Annotated in this window: 11 protein-coding genes; 7 read left to right on the forward strand and 4 right to left on the reverse strand. The window is 72.8% G+C overall.

Annotated features, from left to right (window positions below):
- Positions 1-29: 29 nt before the first annotated feature.
- Positions 30-1,430 carry a protein kinase gene (locus tag ACFZDK_RS22735; protein ID WP_390974961.1) on the reverse strand — a complete coding sequence of 467 codons (1,401 nt, stop codon included), beginning with the start codon at positions 1,428-1,430 and terminating at the stop codon, positions 30-32.
- Between the two features lie 46 nt (positions 1,431-1,476).
- Here ACFZDK_RS22735 and ACFZDK_RS22740 point away from each other — a divergent pair, with 46 nt between their 5' ends.
- From ACFZDK_RS22740 to helR, 3 genes are all read left to right on the forward strand, one after another.
- Positions 1,477-2,025 (forward strand): sigma-70 family RNA polymerase sigma factor, encoded by a 549-nt coding sequence (locus ACFZDK_RS22740; protein WP_390974963.1) that lies wholly within the window; start codon positions 1,477-1,479, stop codon positions 2,023-2,025.
- Between the two features lie 194 nt (positions 2,026-2,219).
- On the forward strand, positions 2,220-3,422 hold the full coding sequence (locus ACFZDK_RS22745) for a nucleotide disphospho-sugar-binding domain-containing protein (RefSeq protein WP_390974965.1): 1,203 nt from the start codon (positions 2,220-2,222) through the stop codon (positions 3,420-3,422).
- Between the two features lie 320 nt (positions 3,423-3,742).
- Positions 3,743-5,914: an RNA polymerase recycling motor ATPase HelR gene (gene helR, locus ACFZDK_RS22750; protein WP_390974966.1), complete on the forward strand. Its 2,172-nt coding sequence runs from the start codon at positions 3,743-3,745 to the stop codon at positions 5,912-5,914.
- Here the strand turns inward: helR and ACFZDK_RS22755 are convergent.
- Positions 5,911-8,289, reverse strand: a complete 2,379-nt coding sequence (locus ACFZDK_RS22755) for a SpoIIE family protein phosphatase (RefSeq protein ID WP_390974967.1) — start codon at positions 8,287-8,289, stop codon at positions 5,911-5,913. The genes helR and ACFZDK_RS22755 overlap by 4 nt on opposite strands.
- Positions 8,290-8,562: 273 nt before the next feature.
- Here ACFZDK_RS22755 and ACFZDK_RS22760 point away from each other — a divergent pair, with 273 nt between their 5' ends.
- Positions 8,563-11,664 (forward strand): glycoside hydrolase family 2 TIM barrel-domain containing protein, encoded by a 3,102-nt coding sequence (locus tag ACFZDK_RS22760; protein ID WP_390974969.1) that lies wholly within the window; start codon positions 8,563-8,565, stop codon positions 11,662-11,664.
- Between the two features lie 171 nt (positions 11,665-11,835).
- Positions 11,836-14,082 (forward strand): glycoside hydrolase family 9 protein, encoded by a 2,247-nt coding sequence (locus ACFZDK_RS22765; RefSeq protein ID WP_390974971.1) that lies wholly within the window; start codon positions 11,836-11,838, stop codon positions 14,080-14,082.
- Here ACFZDK_RS22765 and ACFZDK_RS22770 read toward each other — a convergent pair.
- Positions 14,079-14,816, reverse strand: a complete 738-nt coding sequence (locus tag ACFZDK_RS22770; protein WP_390974973.1) for a 2OG-Fe(II) oxygenase — start codon at positions 14,814-14,816, stop codon at positions 14,079-14,081. The two genes, ACFZDK_RS22765 and ACFZDK_RS22770, sit on opposite strands and share 4 nt — an antisense overlap.
- A gap of 16 nt (positions 14,817-14,832) precedes the next feature.
- Complete coding sequence (locus ACFZDK_RS22775; RefSeq protein WP_390974975.1) at positions 14,833-15,321, reverse strand: methylated-DNA--[protein]-cysteine S-methyltransferase; 489 nt, start codon at positions 15,319-15,321, stop codon at positions 14,833-14,835.
- Between the two features lie 168 nt (positions 15,322-15,489).
- On the opposite strand from ACFZDK_RS22775, the gene ACFZDK_RS22780 reads away from it, so the two are divergent.
- Both ACFZDK_RS22780 and ACFZDK_RS22785 read left to right on the forward strand, forming a co-directional pair.
- On the forward strand, positions 15,490-15,729 hold the full coding sequence (locus ACFZDK_RS22780; protein ID WP_355709416.1) for a hypothetical protein: 240 nt from the start codon (positions 15,490-15,492) through the stop codon (positions 15,727-15,729).
- A 3-nt stretch (positions 15,730-15,732) separates the two neighbouring features.
- The gene (locus ACFZDK_RS22785; RefSeq protein ID WP_359225082.1) at positions 15,733-16,110 is read left to right on the forward strand and encodes a toxin Doc; all 378 of its coding nucleotides are present in this window, start codon (positions 15,733-15,735) and stop codon (positions 16,108-16,110) included.
- The last annotated feature ends 433 nt before the right edge of the window (positions 16,111-16,543 follow it).

Genomic DNA, 16,543 nt, shown 5'->3' on the forward strand with positions numbered 1-16,543 from the left:
AGTTCGCGGACGCGCCGAAATTCATCGGGTCAGGTGACCCGAAGGGACCGGAGTATGCCGTCCGTGACCGCCTTGTCGACGGCACCCTTCTGCCGTACCTGCGCGTACACCTGCGGTTGGCCGTCTCCGCCGGCCGGGGTCAGGGCCACCTCCTGGATCGAGCCGCCCGCGCCGGAACAGTCGCTCCAGGTGCGGATCCGGCCCTTCCAGTCGTCACTCGTGAACGCGCGGCTGCCGTCGTAGTGGCACCCGGAGTGGGACAGGGCGTTCACCTTGGCGGTGACGTCGCCGTGCTCGCTCACCCCGAGGAACACGCCGTTCACCGCGGCCGTCAGGTCCTGCCACTCGGACACGTCGTCGGCGACCTCGAGACCGGGCTCGTGCCCGGACGCCAGCCCCAGCGCCTGCGGGTTCCAGCCGGAGTTCCGCAGCTCGCCCGCCCACCCGGACGGCACCCGCGCCACCACCCGCCCGGTGGAGTCGGCGACCCGGGTCCCGTCGGCCGCCGCCGATCCCTGCCGGTCGACCAGTGTGACCGCGAGGGCCGTGCCCCCGGCCGCCAGGACCGCGGCGACCGTCAGCGTGACCACGTTGAGCCGCCTGCGGACCCGGTCCAGCCGCCGCGGCCGGCGCGCCGCCGCGACCGCGGCCAGCCGGTCCAGCTCGTCCGCGAAGGCCTGCGCGGACGGCCAGCGCCGCTGCCGGTCCGGCTCCAGGGCCCGCAGCAGCGCCCGCTGCACATCGTCCCCGAGGTCCGGACGCAGCCGCTCCGGCCGGATGATCTGCCCGGGCGCCGCCGGCACCGTCCCGGTGACCAGCTCATAGCCCACCGCGCCCAGCGCGTACACGTCGGCGCGGGCGTCGATGCCCTCACCCGGCCGGGCCTGCTCGGGCGGCTGGTACCCCGCCGAACCGGCCGCCAGCGTCAGCCCCGACGCCTGCGCCAGGCTCTTCGCCAGCCCCAGGTCGGCAAGGAGCACCCGCCGGGTGCCGTCCTGCGCGGTGCGCAGCAGCACGTTGGTCGGCTTGATGTCCCGGTGCACGATCCCCGCCCCGTGCAGGTCCGCCGCGCCGCGCGCCGCCAGCGCGGTCAGCCGCAGCGCGTCCGGGACCGGCAGCGGACCGCCGGCCAGCACATCGGCGAGGGTGCCCGCGTCGGCGTACTCCATCACGAAGTACGGCCGCCCGTCCGGGAGTTCGCCGATGTCGTAGACCTGCACCACCCGCTTGGAGTCGGCCCGCCGCAGCAGCCGCGCCTCGGACAGGAACCGGTCGTGGATGTCGAGCCGGTGGGACCAGTTGTCGGCGAGCACCTTCACCGCGACCGCGGCGTCCAGCTGGTCGTCATGGGCGAGCCAGACCGTTCCGAAGGCGCCGGTGCCCAGGCGCCGTTCGAGGCGATAGCGGCCGATCCGCTCGAGGGGTTGCATACGACTATCATGCCTGGCCTGAGATCGACTTCGAGGGGGACCTCCCGTGCCGGACGCCGCGCTGACCGAAGACCTCGCCCGGCGGGCCGCCGCCGGCGACCAGCTGGCCCTCAACCAGTTGCTGTCCGAGGTCTGGCCGGACGTCGTACGGCGCTGCGGACGGTTCCTGCCGTGCCGGGAGGACGCCGAGGAAGCGGCCCAGGACGTGCTGCTCCAGGTCTCCCGGAAGATCTCCACCTTCGAGGGCCGCAGCCGCTTCAGCACCTGGCTCTACACGGTCGTCGCCAACTGCTCCCGGCAGAAGTACCGGGACCTCAAGCGGCGGGCGGCCGAGCAGCCGGCCGCCATCGAACCCGCCGAGCACGTCGACCCGCGGACCACCAGCGTGATCGCGGGCTCCCGGATCGATCTGCTGGAGGCGCTGGACCGCCTGGAGCGGGAGCACCCGCAGCTGGTCGCGCCGCTGGTCTACCGGGACATCTGCCAGCTGGACTACGCCGAGGTCGCCGAGCGGGTGGGCATTCCGCTGGGGACGCTGAAGTCCCGGCTGCACGAGGCCCGCAAGCAGGTCCGGCCCTGGCTGAGCGCGCCGTAGAAACGGGGCGACAGGGGCCGTGGAAACACGGAAGGCCGCGCATCCGCGGCCCGTGAAACACATGAGGCAAGGAGTTCGTCGACTCCTTGCCACTCTCAACTTATAGCGCACTGGGGGGCTTGCGGCAAGGCCCCCCTCGTCCCGCAGAATCGCAGGCCGAAGCCAGGAACCGCGGTATTTGGGGGATGTGCCACATGCGTGTGCTGTTGATGGGATACGGATCGCGCGGGGACGTCGAACCGCTGGCCGGGCTCGCGCGGGCGCTGCGGGAACGCGGCGCCGAGGCACGGGTCTGCGCCCCGCCCGACGAGGAGTACGCGGAGCTGCTGGCCCGGGCCGGTGTGGAGCACGTGCCGTTCGGGCCGTCCGTGCGGGCGCTGGTGACCCGGCCGAACCCCTCGCCCGAGGACGCCTTCAAGCTCGCGCCCGAGCTGGTCGCCGCGCACTTCGACACGGTCGCCCCGGCGGCCGAGGGGTGCGACGCGCTGGTGGCGACCGGACTGATGCCGGCCGGCGCCCGGTCGGTGGCCGAGAAACTCGGCATCCGTTACGTCCCGGCCTTCTGCCACCCGTTCGGACTGCCGTCCTCGCACTTCCCGCCGGCGGGCCGTCCGGGCCGCCCCGCCCCGCCCGACGCCGACCTGCGGACACTGTGGAAAGTGGACGCCGAGCGGGTGAACGCGCTCTACGGCGAGGCCCTGAACACCCACCGGGCCGCGCTCGGCCTCCCACCGGTGGCCAACGTCCGCGACCATGTCCTCACCGGCCGCGTGTGGCTGGCGGCCGACCCGGTCCTCGCCCCCTGGCAGGACCTGACGGATCTCGACCTCCTGCAGACCGGGGCGTGGCTCCTGCCGGACGAACGTCCGCTGCCGGCCGACCTGGTGGCGTTCCTGGAGGCGGGCGCCCCACCGGTGTACGTCGGCTTCGGCAGCATGGCGATGCGCGGCGCGCCGGACGCCGCCCGGTTCGCCGTCGAGGCGGTCCGAGCCCAGGGCCGGCGCGTACTCGTCGGCCGGGGCTGGGCCGACCTCGCCGCGACCGACGCCCACGACGACTGCTTCGCGGTCGGCGAGGTCAACCACCAGTCACTCTTCCGCCGGGTGGCCGCCGTCGTCCACCACGGAGGCGCCGGCACCACGACCACCGCCGCCGTGGCCGGTGCCCCCCAGGTGGTCGTCCCCCAGATCGTCGACCAGCCCCACTGGGCCGCCCGCGTCGCCGCCCTCGGCATCGGCGCCGCCCACCCCGGCCCGACCCCGACCCTCGACTCCCTCTCACCCGCACTCGCCACCGCCCTCACCCCCGAGACCCACGCCCGCGCCACCAACGTCTCCACCACAATCCGCACCGACGGAGCGACAACCGCCGCCCAGCTACTCCTCGACGGGGCGTAAATCACGGCCCGCCGGCCCCCTGCGAAGCCCCGTAAGGGCAGCGCCCCGTCAGGGGGGCGGGGCTGTTTCGATTTGCGACTGCCGCCGCGTGGGCGCGACCAGCCAAGACGGCCCCGCACCCTTCCACGCACCGCAACCCGCTACGAACCCTGCCTGACGGCCCCTGTGAAGCCCCGTAGGGGCAGCGCCCCGTCAGGGGGGCGGGGCTGTTTCGATTTGCGACTGCCGCCGCGTGGGCGCGACCAGCTACCACGAGCCCGCACTCCTTCACACACCGCAACCCGCCGCGAACCTCCCAACCTCCCCACGGAGTTAATGCATTGACCCCCCTCACCACCCGCGCCTTCGACCTCCCCGAACGCCTTTCCGCCAAGGCCGCCCCCGCCCTGATCGCCGACGACGAGCGGCACTTCGCCGCCATCGCGCGCTGCCTCGACGAGACGATCGCCGAGCTGTCCGACCGCCTCGACGCCGAGCTCAGGGCGCCCGGCGGCACGGGCAGGGCGGCGATGGACCGGGACATCGAGGTGCACCGGCTGACCGGACGGCTGCGCACCCTGCGCCGCTTCGGCCTGGACCTCTGTCTAGGACGCATGGTCGGCACGGACGACCCCGAGCCCGTGTACATCGGCCGTCTCGGCCTCACCGACAGCGAGGGCCGCAGACTGCTGCTCGACTGGCGGTCACCGGCGGCCGAACCCTTCTTCGCCGCGACCCACGCCGACCCGATGGGCCTGCGCAGCCGGCGCCGGTACCGCTGGACGGACGGCCGGATCGGCGACTACTGGGACGAGGTGTTCACCGCCGACGGCCTGGAAGGGCACGCGGCGCTCGACGACCAGTCCGCCTTCATCGCCAGCCTCGGCGCCGACAGGTCGGAGCGGATGCGCGACGTGCTCGCCACGATCCAGGCCGACCAGGACGCCATCATCCGCGCCGGATCCCGGGGCGCCCTGGTCGTCGACGGCGGCCCGGGTACCGGCAAGACGGTCGTCGCCCTGCACCGCACCGCCCATCTGCTGTACTCCGACCCCCGCCTCGGTCACCGCAGGGGCGGAGTGCTGTTCGTCGGCCCGCACCGGCCGTACCTGAACTACGTCTCCGACGTCCTGCCCAGCCTCGGCGAGGAGGGCGTGCAGACCTGCATCCTGCGGGACCTCGTCGACGAGGGAGCCGACGCCGGGCCCGAGGCCGACCCGGAGGTGGCCCGGCTGAAGTCCTCCGCGGACCTGGTGCGGGCGATCGAGACCGCCGTCCGCTTCTACGAGGAGCCGCCCGCCGAGGCCATGACCGTCGGCACCGACTGGGCCGACCTCCGGCTGAGCGGCGACGACTGGGCCGACGCGTTCCGGGCCCCGGCGCCGGGCACCCCGCACAACGAGGCCCGCGACCAGATCTGGGACGAGCTGACCGCGATCCTGCTGGACAAGTACGACGGCGACGACGTCACCCCCGAGCAGTTCCGCGGGTCCCTGCTGCGGAACCGGGAGCTGGTCGGCACCCTGCACCGGGCGTGGCCGCTGCTGGAGGCGACCGACCTGGTCGGAGACCTGTGGTCGGTGCCCGCCTATCTGCGGATGTGCGCCCCCTGGCTCGGCCGCGACGAGGTCCGCACCCTGCAGCGCGCGGACGCCCAGGCCTGGACGGTGTCCGACCTGCCGTTCCTTGACGCGGCCCGGCAGCGGCTCGGCGACCCGGAGGCGGCCCGGCGCGGACAGCGCCAGGAGGCCGTCCTCGCCGCTCAGCGCGAGCGGATGGCGCAGGTCGTCGACAACCTGATCGGGGCCGTCGCCGACTCCGGCGCCGACGGGGACGAGGGCGAGGGCCTGGTGCGGATGCTGCGCGGGGCGGACGCCGAGGTCAGCCTGGTCGACGCGTCCGAACTGGCCACCGTCACCCCGGACCTCCTCGCCGGCCCGTTCGCGCACATCGTCGTCGACGAGGCGCAGGAGCTGACCGACGCGGAATGGCAGATGCTGCTGGCGCGCTGCCCGTCCCGCAGCTTCACCATCGTCGGAGACCGCGCCCAGGCCCGGCACGGCTTCCCCGAGAGCTGGCGGGAGCGGCTGGAGCGGGTCGGGCTCGACCGGATCGCCCTGGCCTCGCTCACCGTCAACTACCGCACCCCGGAAGAGATCATGGCGGAGGCCGAGCCGGTCATCCGGGCCGTGCTGCCGGACGCCAACGTGCCGACCTCGATCCGCGCCGGCGGCCTGCCCGTCCTGCACGGCTCGGTCGCCGAACTGCGCCCGGTGCTCGACGGCTGGCTCGCCGCGCACACCGAAGGCATCGCCTGCGTGATCGGTGACCCCGCCTTCACCCCGACGCCCCGGGTCCGCTCGCTGACCCCGGAACTGTCGAAGGGACTCGAATTCGACCTGGTGGTCCTCGTCGACCCGGAGAAGTTCGGCGAGGGCATCGCGGGCGGGGTCGACCGGTATGTGGCCATGACCCGGGCGACCCGGCAGCTGGCCGTCCTGACCAGCGGCTAGTCCACCTCGGCGAGGGACAGCTCGGCCCAGATCGTCTTGCCCTCGGGCGTGTGCCGGCTGCCCCAGCGCTGGGTCAGCCGGGCCACCAGCAGCAGGCCTCGGCCGCCCTCGTCCCAGGTCTTGGCCCGGCGCAGGTGCGGGGCGGTGTGGTTGGTGTCGGAGACCTCGCAGATGAGGGTGGTCGTGTCGTGGATCAGCCGGAGCCGGATGGGGTGGGCGCCGTAGCGGATGGCGTTGGTGACCAGCTCGCTGACCACCAGCTCCGCTGTGAAGGCGGCCAGGCTCAGATCCCACTCGTCCAGCTGCTCCACGACCTGCTTGCGGATCGGCGCTACCAGCGCGGGGTCGGCGGGGACGTCCCAGGACGCCACCCGGGACGGCGGCAGCACCTGGGTGCGGGCCAGCAGCAGGGCCACGTCGTCGGCCGCGCCGCCGGACGGCAGCAGGGCGTGCAGGATCCGGTCGCAGGTCTCGTCCAGGGAGTCGCTGGACGCGGCCAGTGCCTCGTGCAGGAGCCGGCGGGCGGTGTCCGGGTCCCGGTGCCGTGAGTTGACCAGCCCGTCCGTGAACATCGCCAGCACCGAGCCCTCGGGCAGCTCGATCTCGGTGGACTCGAACGGCAGCCCGCCCAGGCCCAGCGGGGGACCGGCGGGCAGGTCCACTTCGTGGAGGCGGTGGCCCGGGCGCAGCAGGACGGGCGGCGGATGGCCGGCGCGGGCCAGGGTGCAGCGCCGGGACACCGGGTCGTAGACCGCGTACAGACAGGTCGCGCCGACCTCGCCCGGGCTGCCCTCGCCGCCGCGCTCCTCCGACAGCCGGATCACCAGGTCGTCGAGGTGGGTGAGCAGCTCGTCCGGGGCCAGGTCGATGTCGGCCAGGGTGCGCACGGCGGTGCGCAGCCGGCCCATGGCGGCCGAGGCCTGCACGCCGTGCCCGACGACGTCCCCGACGACCATGGCGACCCGCAGTCCCGACAGCGGGATCACGTCGAACCAGTCGCCGCCCACCCCGGCCCGGGCCGCCGGCAGATAGCGGGAGGCGGCGTGCAGGGCGGCGGTGCGCGGCAGCGTCCGGGGCAGCAGACTCCGCTGCAGGGCCAGGGCGGTCTCCCGCTCGCGCGAGTAGCGGCGGGCGTTGTCGATGCAGACGGCGGCCCGGGCCGTGATCTCCTCCGCCAGCAGCACGTCGTCCGGGCTGAACGGGTCGATCCGCCGGTGCCGGCTGAGCACCGCGACTCCCAGGGTCACCCCGCGAGCCTGGATCGGCACGGACATCGTGGAGTGGACACCGAACTCGCGCACCCGCTCCGCGCGCGTCGGGTTCCAGTGCACCCACTGCCCGATGTCGGTGGACGGCATCGAGGCCATGATGGTCCGTCCCGCGGTGAGCGAGTCGGCCTGTGCGGAGGAAGCGGGATAGGTCTCGGTGTGTTCCGGCTTCACCACCGCCTCGGGCACCCCGGGCAGCACGGACTGGTGCGCGATGCGGCGCAGGGTGACCGGTGCCGTCAGCCGTCCCGGGAGCTCGCCGCCGTCCTCCGGCGGGTCCAGCAGGTCGACGGTGACGAAGTCGGCGAGCGCGGGCACGCAGACGTCCGCCAGCTCCTGGGCCGTACGGGTGACGTCGAGGGTGCTGCCGATGCGCACGCTCGCCTCGTTGACCAGCTGGAGCCGCTTCCGGGCCAGGTAGTTCTCGGTGAAGTCGTGGGCGGCCAGGCTCACGCCCCGAACCTGCCCCGAGGTGTCGGTGATCGGCGCCATCCGGGCCAGCCAGGCGTGGGCCCGCTCCTCGCCGCCGGTGCGCATGTAGGTCTGGACGTCCAGCGGGCGGCCCGAGGTCAGCACCCGGAGCATGTTCTGCTCCAGTTCCGCGCTCTGTGGCTGGCCGCCGATCTCGGCGATCCGCAGCCCCTGGATCCGCTCCTCGGGCAGCCCGATGACGTCGGCCATCGCGTCGTTCACCCGGCGCAGCCTGAGCTGGTGGTCGTAGACCGCGATGGCGCACGGTGACTGCGTCAGCGCGGCCGTGGCCAGCGGGTCCTGTGGGGCGGGCGGGCCGCCGCCGTCCAGCGGTGAGACCACCAGCCAGTGGCCGGGCCGCCCGTCCTGGGCCGCGCGGTGGTGGGCGAGCAGCCAGACCGGGAGCGTACGGCCGTCCCGGCGGCGGAGTTCGAGGGTGCCGTCCCAGCGGGCGCCGGCGGGCGTGGGCGGTGCGGTGTCCCCGGTCAGCAGGAGCGCGGCGGGCCGGCCCACGACCTCGTGAGCCGGGTGGCCGAGGAGTCGCCGCGCGCCCTCGTTCCACTCGATCAGCGTGCCGTTCTCGTCGATGACAGCCCGGGCCGTCGCCGCGTCGTCGAACGGATAGACCCGGCTCATCTCGCCACTCCCCAGCGCACACTCACTGTCAACAGGTGCACCACTGCTGTTCAGCCTAGTGCGTCCGGCCCTGCTGTGAACGGCAACCCGGGTGCGGCCGATCGGCTGGGACCGCGTCCGGTCCGAAGAGCCGAACAGGAACCGGCCGACGGGACGAAAGGGGTGGCCATACGGTACCGGAGTCTTGACGGACGCACGTGGCACACCGTCAGAATCTGTTTGTTCGCGATCAGTTGTGAGTAGTTCTGGGCCCTGATGAGGGAGAGCCGCACCATGACGGTCACACGCAGATCGGTTCTGGCAGCCGCCACGGCAGCCCCGACGGCCGGCGCCCTGCTGGGTGCCCCGGGCGCCTGGGCGGTCCCGGAGACGGGTACGTCCCCGCAGGTCACCGGCCGCCGCACGGTCGCCCTGCGGGACGGCTGGCGGTTCGCGCTGGTCAACCCGGGCGGGATCACCGACCCGACCGGCGCCTACGCGGACGCCGCCGACCCCGGGTACGACGACTCGGCCTGGCGGCAGGTGGCCGTACCCCATGACTGGAGCATCGAGCAGACCCCCACCACCGACCACGGCACCACCAGCGGCACCGGCTTCTTCCCCGGCGGCCTCGGCTGGTACCGGCTCGCCTTCACCCTGCCGCCCGGCTACGCCGGCAAGCGGATCGCGGTGGAGTTCGACGGCGTCTACATGGACTCCTACGTCTACTGCAACGGCACCCAGGCCGGCCGCCATCCCTACGGCTACACCGGCTTCGCCCTCGACCTCACCGGCCTGCTGCACACCGACGGCAGCACCGAGAACGTCCTCGCGGTCAAGGTGCAGAACCAACTGCCCAGCAGCCGCTGGTACTCGGGCAGCGGCATCTACCGCGAGGCCCGCCTGGTGGTCACCGACCCCGTGCACGTGGCGCGCTGGGGGACCTACGTCACCACGCCGGACATCACCGCCGAACGGGCGGTGGTCCGGGTGCGCACGGCCGTCGTCGACGCCTCCGGCGAGGGCGCGGACGTCACGGTCGTCTCCCGGATCGCGGGACCCGACGGCCGCACGGTCGCCCGGACGTCCTCCACGGTCACCGTCAGCGGCTCGGGCGAGACCGCCGAGACCCATGAACTGACTGTCGACAAGCCGAGGTTGTGGGGCTTCGCCGACCCGCACCGCTACACCCTGCACACCGAACTCCGGGTCGCCGGCACCACCACCGACACCTGCCGCACGGTCTTCGGCATCCGGACCTACCGCTTCGACCCGGACGAGGGCTTCTCCCTCAACGGTGTCCCCGCGAAGATCAAGGGCGTCGACCTCCACCACGACCAGGGCGCCCTCGGCGCGGCGATCAGCGCCGACGCGGTCCGCAGGCAGATGAGCGTCATGAAGTCGATGGGCGTCAACGCCTTCCGCACCTCGCACAACCCGCCCTCGCCGCAGATGATCGAGGTCTGCGAGGAACTGGGCATCGTGATGATGGTGGAGGCCTTCGACTGCTGGCGGACCGGCAAGACCAAGTACGACTACGGCCGGTTCTTCGACGAGTGGTGCGAGAGCGACGCCACCGAGATGGTCCTCGCCGCCCGCAACTCACCCGCCGTCGTCCTGTGGTCCATCGGCAACGAGATCCCCGACTCCACGTCCACCGCGGGCCTGGCCATGGCCGACCGGATCATCGCCGCCATCAGGGCCGCCGACGACACCCGCCCCCTGGTCATCGGCTCCGACAAGTACCGCGGTGTGCCGAAGAAGGGCTCCGCCTCCGACCTGATGCTGGCCAAGCTCGACGGGCTGGGCCTCAACTACAACACCGCCAAGTCCGTGGACGCGCTGCACGCGGCCTACCCGCACCTGTTCCTCTTCGAGTCCGAGTCCTCCTCGGAGACCTCGACCCGCGGCACGTACCAGGAGCCGGAACACCTCAACACGGGCGAGAACCACACCCCCGGCCGCCGCGCGACCTCCTCCTACGACAACAACCTGGCCTCGTGGACCATGAGCGGCGAGTACGGCCACAAGAAGGACCGGGACCGGAAGTGGTTCGCGGGCCAGTTCCTGTGGTCGGGCATCGACTACATCGGCGAGCCGACGCCGTACGACGTCTTCCCGGTCAAGTCGTCCTTCTTCGGCGCGGTCGACACGGCCGGCTTCCCCAAGGACATGTACCACCTCTTCCGCAGCCAGTGGGTGAGCGAGCCGATGGTGCATCTGCTGCCGACGAGCTGGAACCACGAGGAGGGGGACACGGTCGAGGTGTGGGCGTACGCCAACGTGCCCTCCGTCGAGCTGTTCCTCAACGGAAAGTCCCTGGGCACCAGGGAGTTCGACACCAAGACGACCACCGACGGCCGCACCTATCTGGAGACCACCGAGGCCACCGGCGACGACAAGACGTTCACCACCGGCCCCTACCCCGGCAGCTACACCAGCCCCAACGGCAGTGCGGGCAAGCTCCACCTGACCTGGAAAGTGCCGTACCGGCACGGTGAGTTGAAGGCGGTGGCCCGGCGGGACGGCAAGGCGGTCGCCACCGACGTCCTGCGCACCGCGGGCGATCCCCATGCCGTGCGTCTCACGGCCGACCGCGACTCCCTTGCCGCCGACGGGCGTTCGCTGGTCTTCGTGACCGCCGAGATCGTCGACGCGCACGGTGTGGTGGTGCCCGACGCCGAGCACCTCCTCTCCTTCGACGTGGCCGGCGGCTCGCTCGCGGGGCTCGACAACGGGCGTGAGGAGAGCGCCGAGCGCTACCAGGCGAGCACCCGAACCGCCTTCCGCGGCAAGGCACTCGCCATCGTGCGCTCCGGCACGAAGCCGGGCGCCCTCAAGGTGACCGCGCGGGCGGACGGCCTGCGCAAGGACACCGTCACCGTGCACACCACCCCCGCCCGAGCCGTGGCGAGCACCCCCGCCCCGGACTTCGGCCCGGACTACCCGGTCCCCCCGAACTACCCCTACGCGGACGCCAGTTACTCCGGCCGCGAGGACACCCTCCCCGCCGCGATGCTCGACGGCGACCCGGTCACCGGCTGGTCCAACGCGTTCGCCAAGTCGGCCACCGCCCTGCTGCCCGCGTTCGGCGGAGCCCGGCCCGAGGACTGGGTGTCGGTCGACTTCGGACGCGACCGCACCGTCGACCGGGTGGACGTCTCCTTCACCGTGGACGCGACCCACGCGCTGCCCGCGGCGGTCGAGGTGGCGGTCTGGGACGGGAGGTCCTACCGGCCCGTGGAGGGAACGGCGGTGGACTGGGCCACCGCGTCGGACAGCCCGACCGTCATCACGTTCACCGCGGCACGCGGCTCACGGATCCGGCTCACCCTGACCAGCGCCCACCCCGGGGAGACCTCGGGGGCGGTGCGGATCAGCCGGCTCGACATCTGACGGCGACCCGAGCGACCCGAGCGTTCCGGGCGGGACGGGCGACAGCCGCCGGTCCCGCCCGGACCGTTGACGCGATGTCATGTCTCGAACAGCATGACGGACGTCCGCATGTGGGAGCGCTCCCATCGCCGGGCGTGCGACCCGCACCTCCTTCCGCAGAGGAGCCCAGACGTGAAACGACGCAGAACCGCCTTACTGGCCGTCACGGCCCTGCTGGCGGCGGCCTTCACCGCACTGCCGGCCGCCGAAGCGGGCGCCGACGAGGTCGAGCAGGTCAGGAACGGCACCTTCGACACCACCGGCGACCCCTGGTGGACGAGCAACGTCACCGCCGGCCTCTCCGCCGGGCAACTCTGCTCCGACGTGCCCGGCGGCACCACCAACCCCTGGGACTCCGCCGTCGGCCAGAACGACATCACCCTGGTCAAGGGCGAGTCGTACCGCTTCTCCTTCAAGGCCTCCGGCGTGCCCGGGGAGCACGCGGTGCGGGCGGTCGTCGGGCTGCAGGTCTCGCCGTACGACACCTGGTACGAGGCGACTCCCGTGCCGAGCGCCGCCGGGGACACCTTCTCGTACACCTTCACCTCGCCCGTCGACACCACCCAGGCCCAGGTCGCCTTCCAGGTCGGCGGCGGCGCGGACCCCTGGCGGTTCTGCCTGGACGACGTCTCGCTGGTGGGCGGGGTGCCGCCGGAGGTGTACACGCCGGACACCGGTCCCCGGGTCCGCGTCAACCAGGTCGCCTACCTCCCGGACGGCCCGAAGAACGCCACCCTCGTGACCGACGCGGCCTCGCGGCTGCCCTGGCGGCTGAACGACGCCGGGGGCAGGGCGGTCGCGCACGGCTGGACCGTGCCGCGCGGCACCGACGTCTCCTCCGGGCAGCACACGCAGACCATCGACTTCGGCCGCTACCGGGGCCGGGGCGAGGGCTTCACCCTGGTCGCCGACGGGGAGACCAGCCGCCCGTTCGACATCGGCACGGCCGCCTACGAGCAGTTGCGGCTCGACTCGCTGAAGTACTACTACACCCAGCGCAGCGGCATCGCGATCCGCGACGACCTGCGCCCGGGCTACGGCCGCCCCGCCGGACACGTCGGCACGGCACCGAACCAGGGCGACTCCGCCGTACCCTGCCAACCCGGCCTGTGCGACTACGCGCTGGACGTCACGGGCGGCTGGTACGACGCCGGCGACCACGGCAAGTACGTCGTCAACGGCGGGATCTCGATCTGGGAGCTGCTGAGCACCTACGAACGGTCGCTGTCGGCCCGCACCGGGCACCCCGCGCGGCTCGGCGACGGCAGCCTCGCCGTCCCGGAGAGCGGCAACAAGGTCCCCGACGTACTCGACGAGGCCCGCTGGGAGCTGGAGTTCCTGCTGAAGATGCAGGTGCCCGAGGGACAGCCGCTCGCCGGGATGGCGCACAGCAAGATCCATGACGCCCAGTGGACCGGACTGCCGCTGCTGCCCAGCGACGACCCCCAGCCGCGCGAACTGCACGCCCCGACCACCCAGGCGACCCTCAACCTCGCGGCGACGGCGGCGCAGGCGGCCCGTCTCTACCGCCCCTACGACCGCGCCTTCGCCGCCCGGGCCCTCACCGCCGCCCGCAAGGCCTGGCAGGCCGCGCTCGCCCACCCGGCCGTGTACCCCGACCCGAACGACGGCACCGGCGGCGGCGCCTACCCCGACGACGACGCGACCGACGAGTTCTACTGGGCGGCGGCCGAGCTCTACCTCACCACCGGAGAGCGGCAGTTCGCCGACCACGTCCTCCGCTCACCCGTCCACACCGCCGACATCTTCGGCGCCCTCGGCTTCGACTGGGGCCGGACGGCGGCCGCCGGGCGGCTGGACCTCGCGACCGTGCCGAGCCGGCTCCCCGGCCGCGCCGCGGTCCGCCGGTCCGTCGTCGAGGCCGCCGACACCTACCTGGCGACCCTCGACTCCCAGCCGTACGGCATGCCCTACGCACCGCCCGGCAACCTCTACGACTGGGGCTCCAACGCCCAGATCCTCAACAACGCGCACGTCATCGCCACCGCCTATGACCTGACCGGCGCCGCGAAGTACCGCGACGGCGCGCTCCAGAGCATGGACTACATCCTGGGCCGCAACGCGCTCAACATGTCCTACGTCACCGGCTACGGCGAGGTGAACTCCCACAACGAGCACAGCCGCTGGTACGCCCACGAACTCGACCCCGGCCTGCCGAACCCGCCGAAGGGCACCCTCGCGGGCGGACCCAACTCGTCGATCCAGGACCCCTACGCACAGAGCAAGCTCCTCGGCTGCACCGGCCAGTTCTGCTACATCGACGACATCCAGTCCTGGTCCACCAACGAGACAGCCGTCAACTGGAACGCCGCCCTGGCCTGGATGGCGTCCTTCGCGGCGGACCAGGGGCGCGGCTAGGACGCGTCGTGGAAGACCAGCCCCAGGGTGCGGCGGCGGCCGGTACGGACGGTGCTCACCCCGTGCCGCATCGCTCCGGCCGACCAGCCGCGCCGGGTGCGCACGGGGTGGTCACGGGTGGTGAACACCAGGCCGTGGCCCTGCCGGAGCGGCGTGGCCGTGCCCCGGGACTGGGCGCGCGGGCGCTGTTCGACCGTCAGGAACTCGCCGCCCGTGTAGTCCTCGCCGTACGCGTCGAGGCCGACGACCACCTGGAGTGGGAAGACCAGGTCGCCGAAGACGTCCCGGTGCAGGGCGTTCCAGTCGCCGGGGCCGTAGCTCAGCAGGATCTGGGCGGAGCGGTCCTGGCCGGCCGCGTGGCAGCGCGCCAGCCACGCGTCCAGGGTGTCGGGCCACGGGGCCGGGCGGTCCAGACGGGCCGCCCAGTCCCGGGCGATCGGCAGCAGCCGGGGGTACAGCGCGGCGCGCAGCGCGGCCACCGGCCCGGGCAGGTCGTGGGTGAAGTAGCGGTACTCGCCCGAGCCGAACCGGTGCCGGGCCAGGTCCACCGTGGTGCGGAACAGCTCCGGTTTCTCGTAGCGGGCGGCCAGCTCGCGGCACTCCTCGGGGCCGAGCAGGGGAGCGGTCGGCGCGCAGCCGTGGTCGTCCAGTTCGGCGGCGAGCGCGGTCCAGTCGGTACCGGTCACCCGGCGGCGGGCCTCGGCGGGCGTGAGGGGCCTGGCGGTGCGGGTCATGACGGCGTTCCCTTCCTCAGCCGAGCATCGGCTGCAGCGCGCCCTCGTGGGTGAGCAGCCGTACCTTGTTCTCGACCCCGCCCGCGTACCCGCGCATCGAGCCGTCGGCGCCGATCACCCGGTGGCAGGGGCGGATCAGGAGCAGAGGGTTGGCGCCGACCGCCGCCCCCACCGCCCGGATCTCGGCCCGGTCCACGCCCAGCAGGGCGGCCAGTTCGCCGTACGTGGTGGTGGTGCCGTACGGGATGTCGTCCAGCGCCCGCCACACACGCTGTTGGAAGTCCGTGCCCCGGGCGGCGCACGGCAGGTCGAAGCGGGTGAGCCGGCCGGCGAAGTAGGCGTCCAGCTGCCGCAGCGCCTCGGTGAAGAGCCGGTCGGCGCGGTCGGCGGGCCCGACCGGCTGTCCGGGGAGTGACAGCGCGGTGAGGACGACACCGCCGGGTGACTCCTCGCCGGTCAGCCGCAGTTCGCCCAGCGGGCTGTCGTACACGGTGCACACGTCCATGGGATCCTCCTCGCTCCTCCATGACGTCGTGGGATCGAGTGTGGCGCCGGACCGGCGGGCTGACCGGCGGGAAACGGACACGGCGCTCGGCTGCCGCAGGTACCTCGCCGAGTCGGTCTTGACCTGCGGGTATTTACGGGTAAGTACCCGCGCGGTACCGTGAAGGGCATGCCAGCTCTCAACGTGGAGTTCAGCGACCGCGAGCTAGAGGACCTGCGGCAGATCGCCAAGGAGCGCGGTACGTCCATGAAGGCCCTCGTGCGGGAGGCGGCCGCCGCCGACATCGCCCGGCACCGGGCGCTGCAGGAGGGGGCGGAGGAGTTCCGCCGTTTCTTCGCGGCCCACGCCGCCGAGTTCGCGGCCGCGTTCCCCGACGACGAGCCGCCCACGAAGGGCGAGGCCGCCTGAGTGATGCCGCCGGTCATCCATATCGACGTGCCGTGGCTGCTCCAGCGCCACGAGGAAGTGCTGCCGGACCAGCCCACCGTGAACGACTTCTCCGCGCTGGTCGCCGCCGTCGCCCGGCACCGGGTCGACCCGCCCCGGCTCGGCGTGGACTCCGACCCGGCCTGGCGGGCCGCCGCCCTGCTGCACACCCTCGCCCTGCTCAAGCCGCTGCCCGCGGCCAACGCCCGGTTCGCCTGCGCGACCGCCGTGGCCTACATGTTCGTCAGCGGCGCCGGCATCGACCCCCCGTACGGCGCCCTGGTCGACCTCGCCCGCGACCTGATGAGCGGCAAGGCGGACGTCTACGCCGCGGCGGACCGGCTCCGTTCCTGGCAGCTCTGACCCGCCCGGACGTGCGGGGAAAGCCGCCACCGCCCTCGAAGGCCGCCGGCCGAGGGCGGGAGGAACGGGGCCGGCGGCCTGTTTCGCGCGGAAGAGCCGCCTTTCCGTGCGGGGCCTTGCGAGGAGGGCCGGACATCAGTGGACTCCTCGGGCGGTCGTGCCGGGAGCGTGCGCGCGGGACCGGAGTGTGCGCGCTGTTCACACGGGGTGTGCGGACAGTGAATACGGCCGTGACCGGACAATGGCGGCACCCGTCTTTCTGACATGCTGTCAATGCTGTCGATGTTGTACGGGTGCCTTGTTGCTTGTGTGAGACTTGTGCGAGGGTGAATCCCTCACGCGGGGGGAATGGCCGGGACCTATTCGGCAGTTGGGGAACGAGACCGACACCGTCTCGGCGAATTTCCGCTCTCCGCAAGCGCACCGAAAAGGT

The organism is Streptomyces sp. NPDC007901 (assembly GCF_042959465.1).
Classification (GTDB): Bacteria; Actinomycetota; Actinomycetes; order Streptomycetales; family Streptomycetaceae; genus Streptomyces.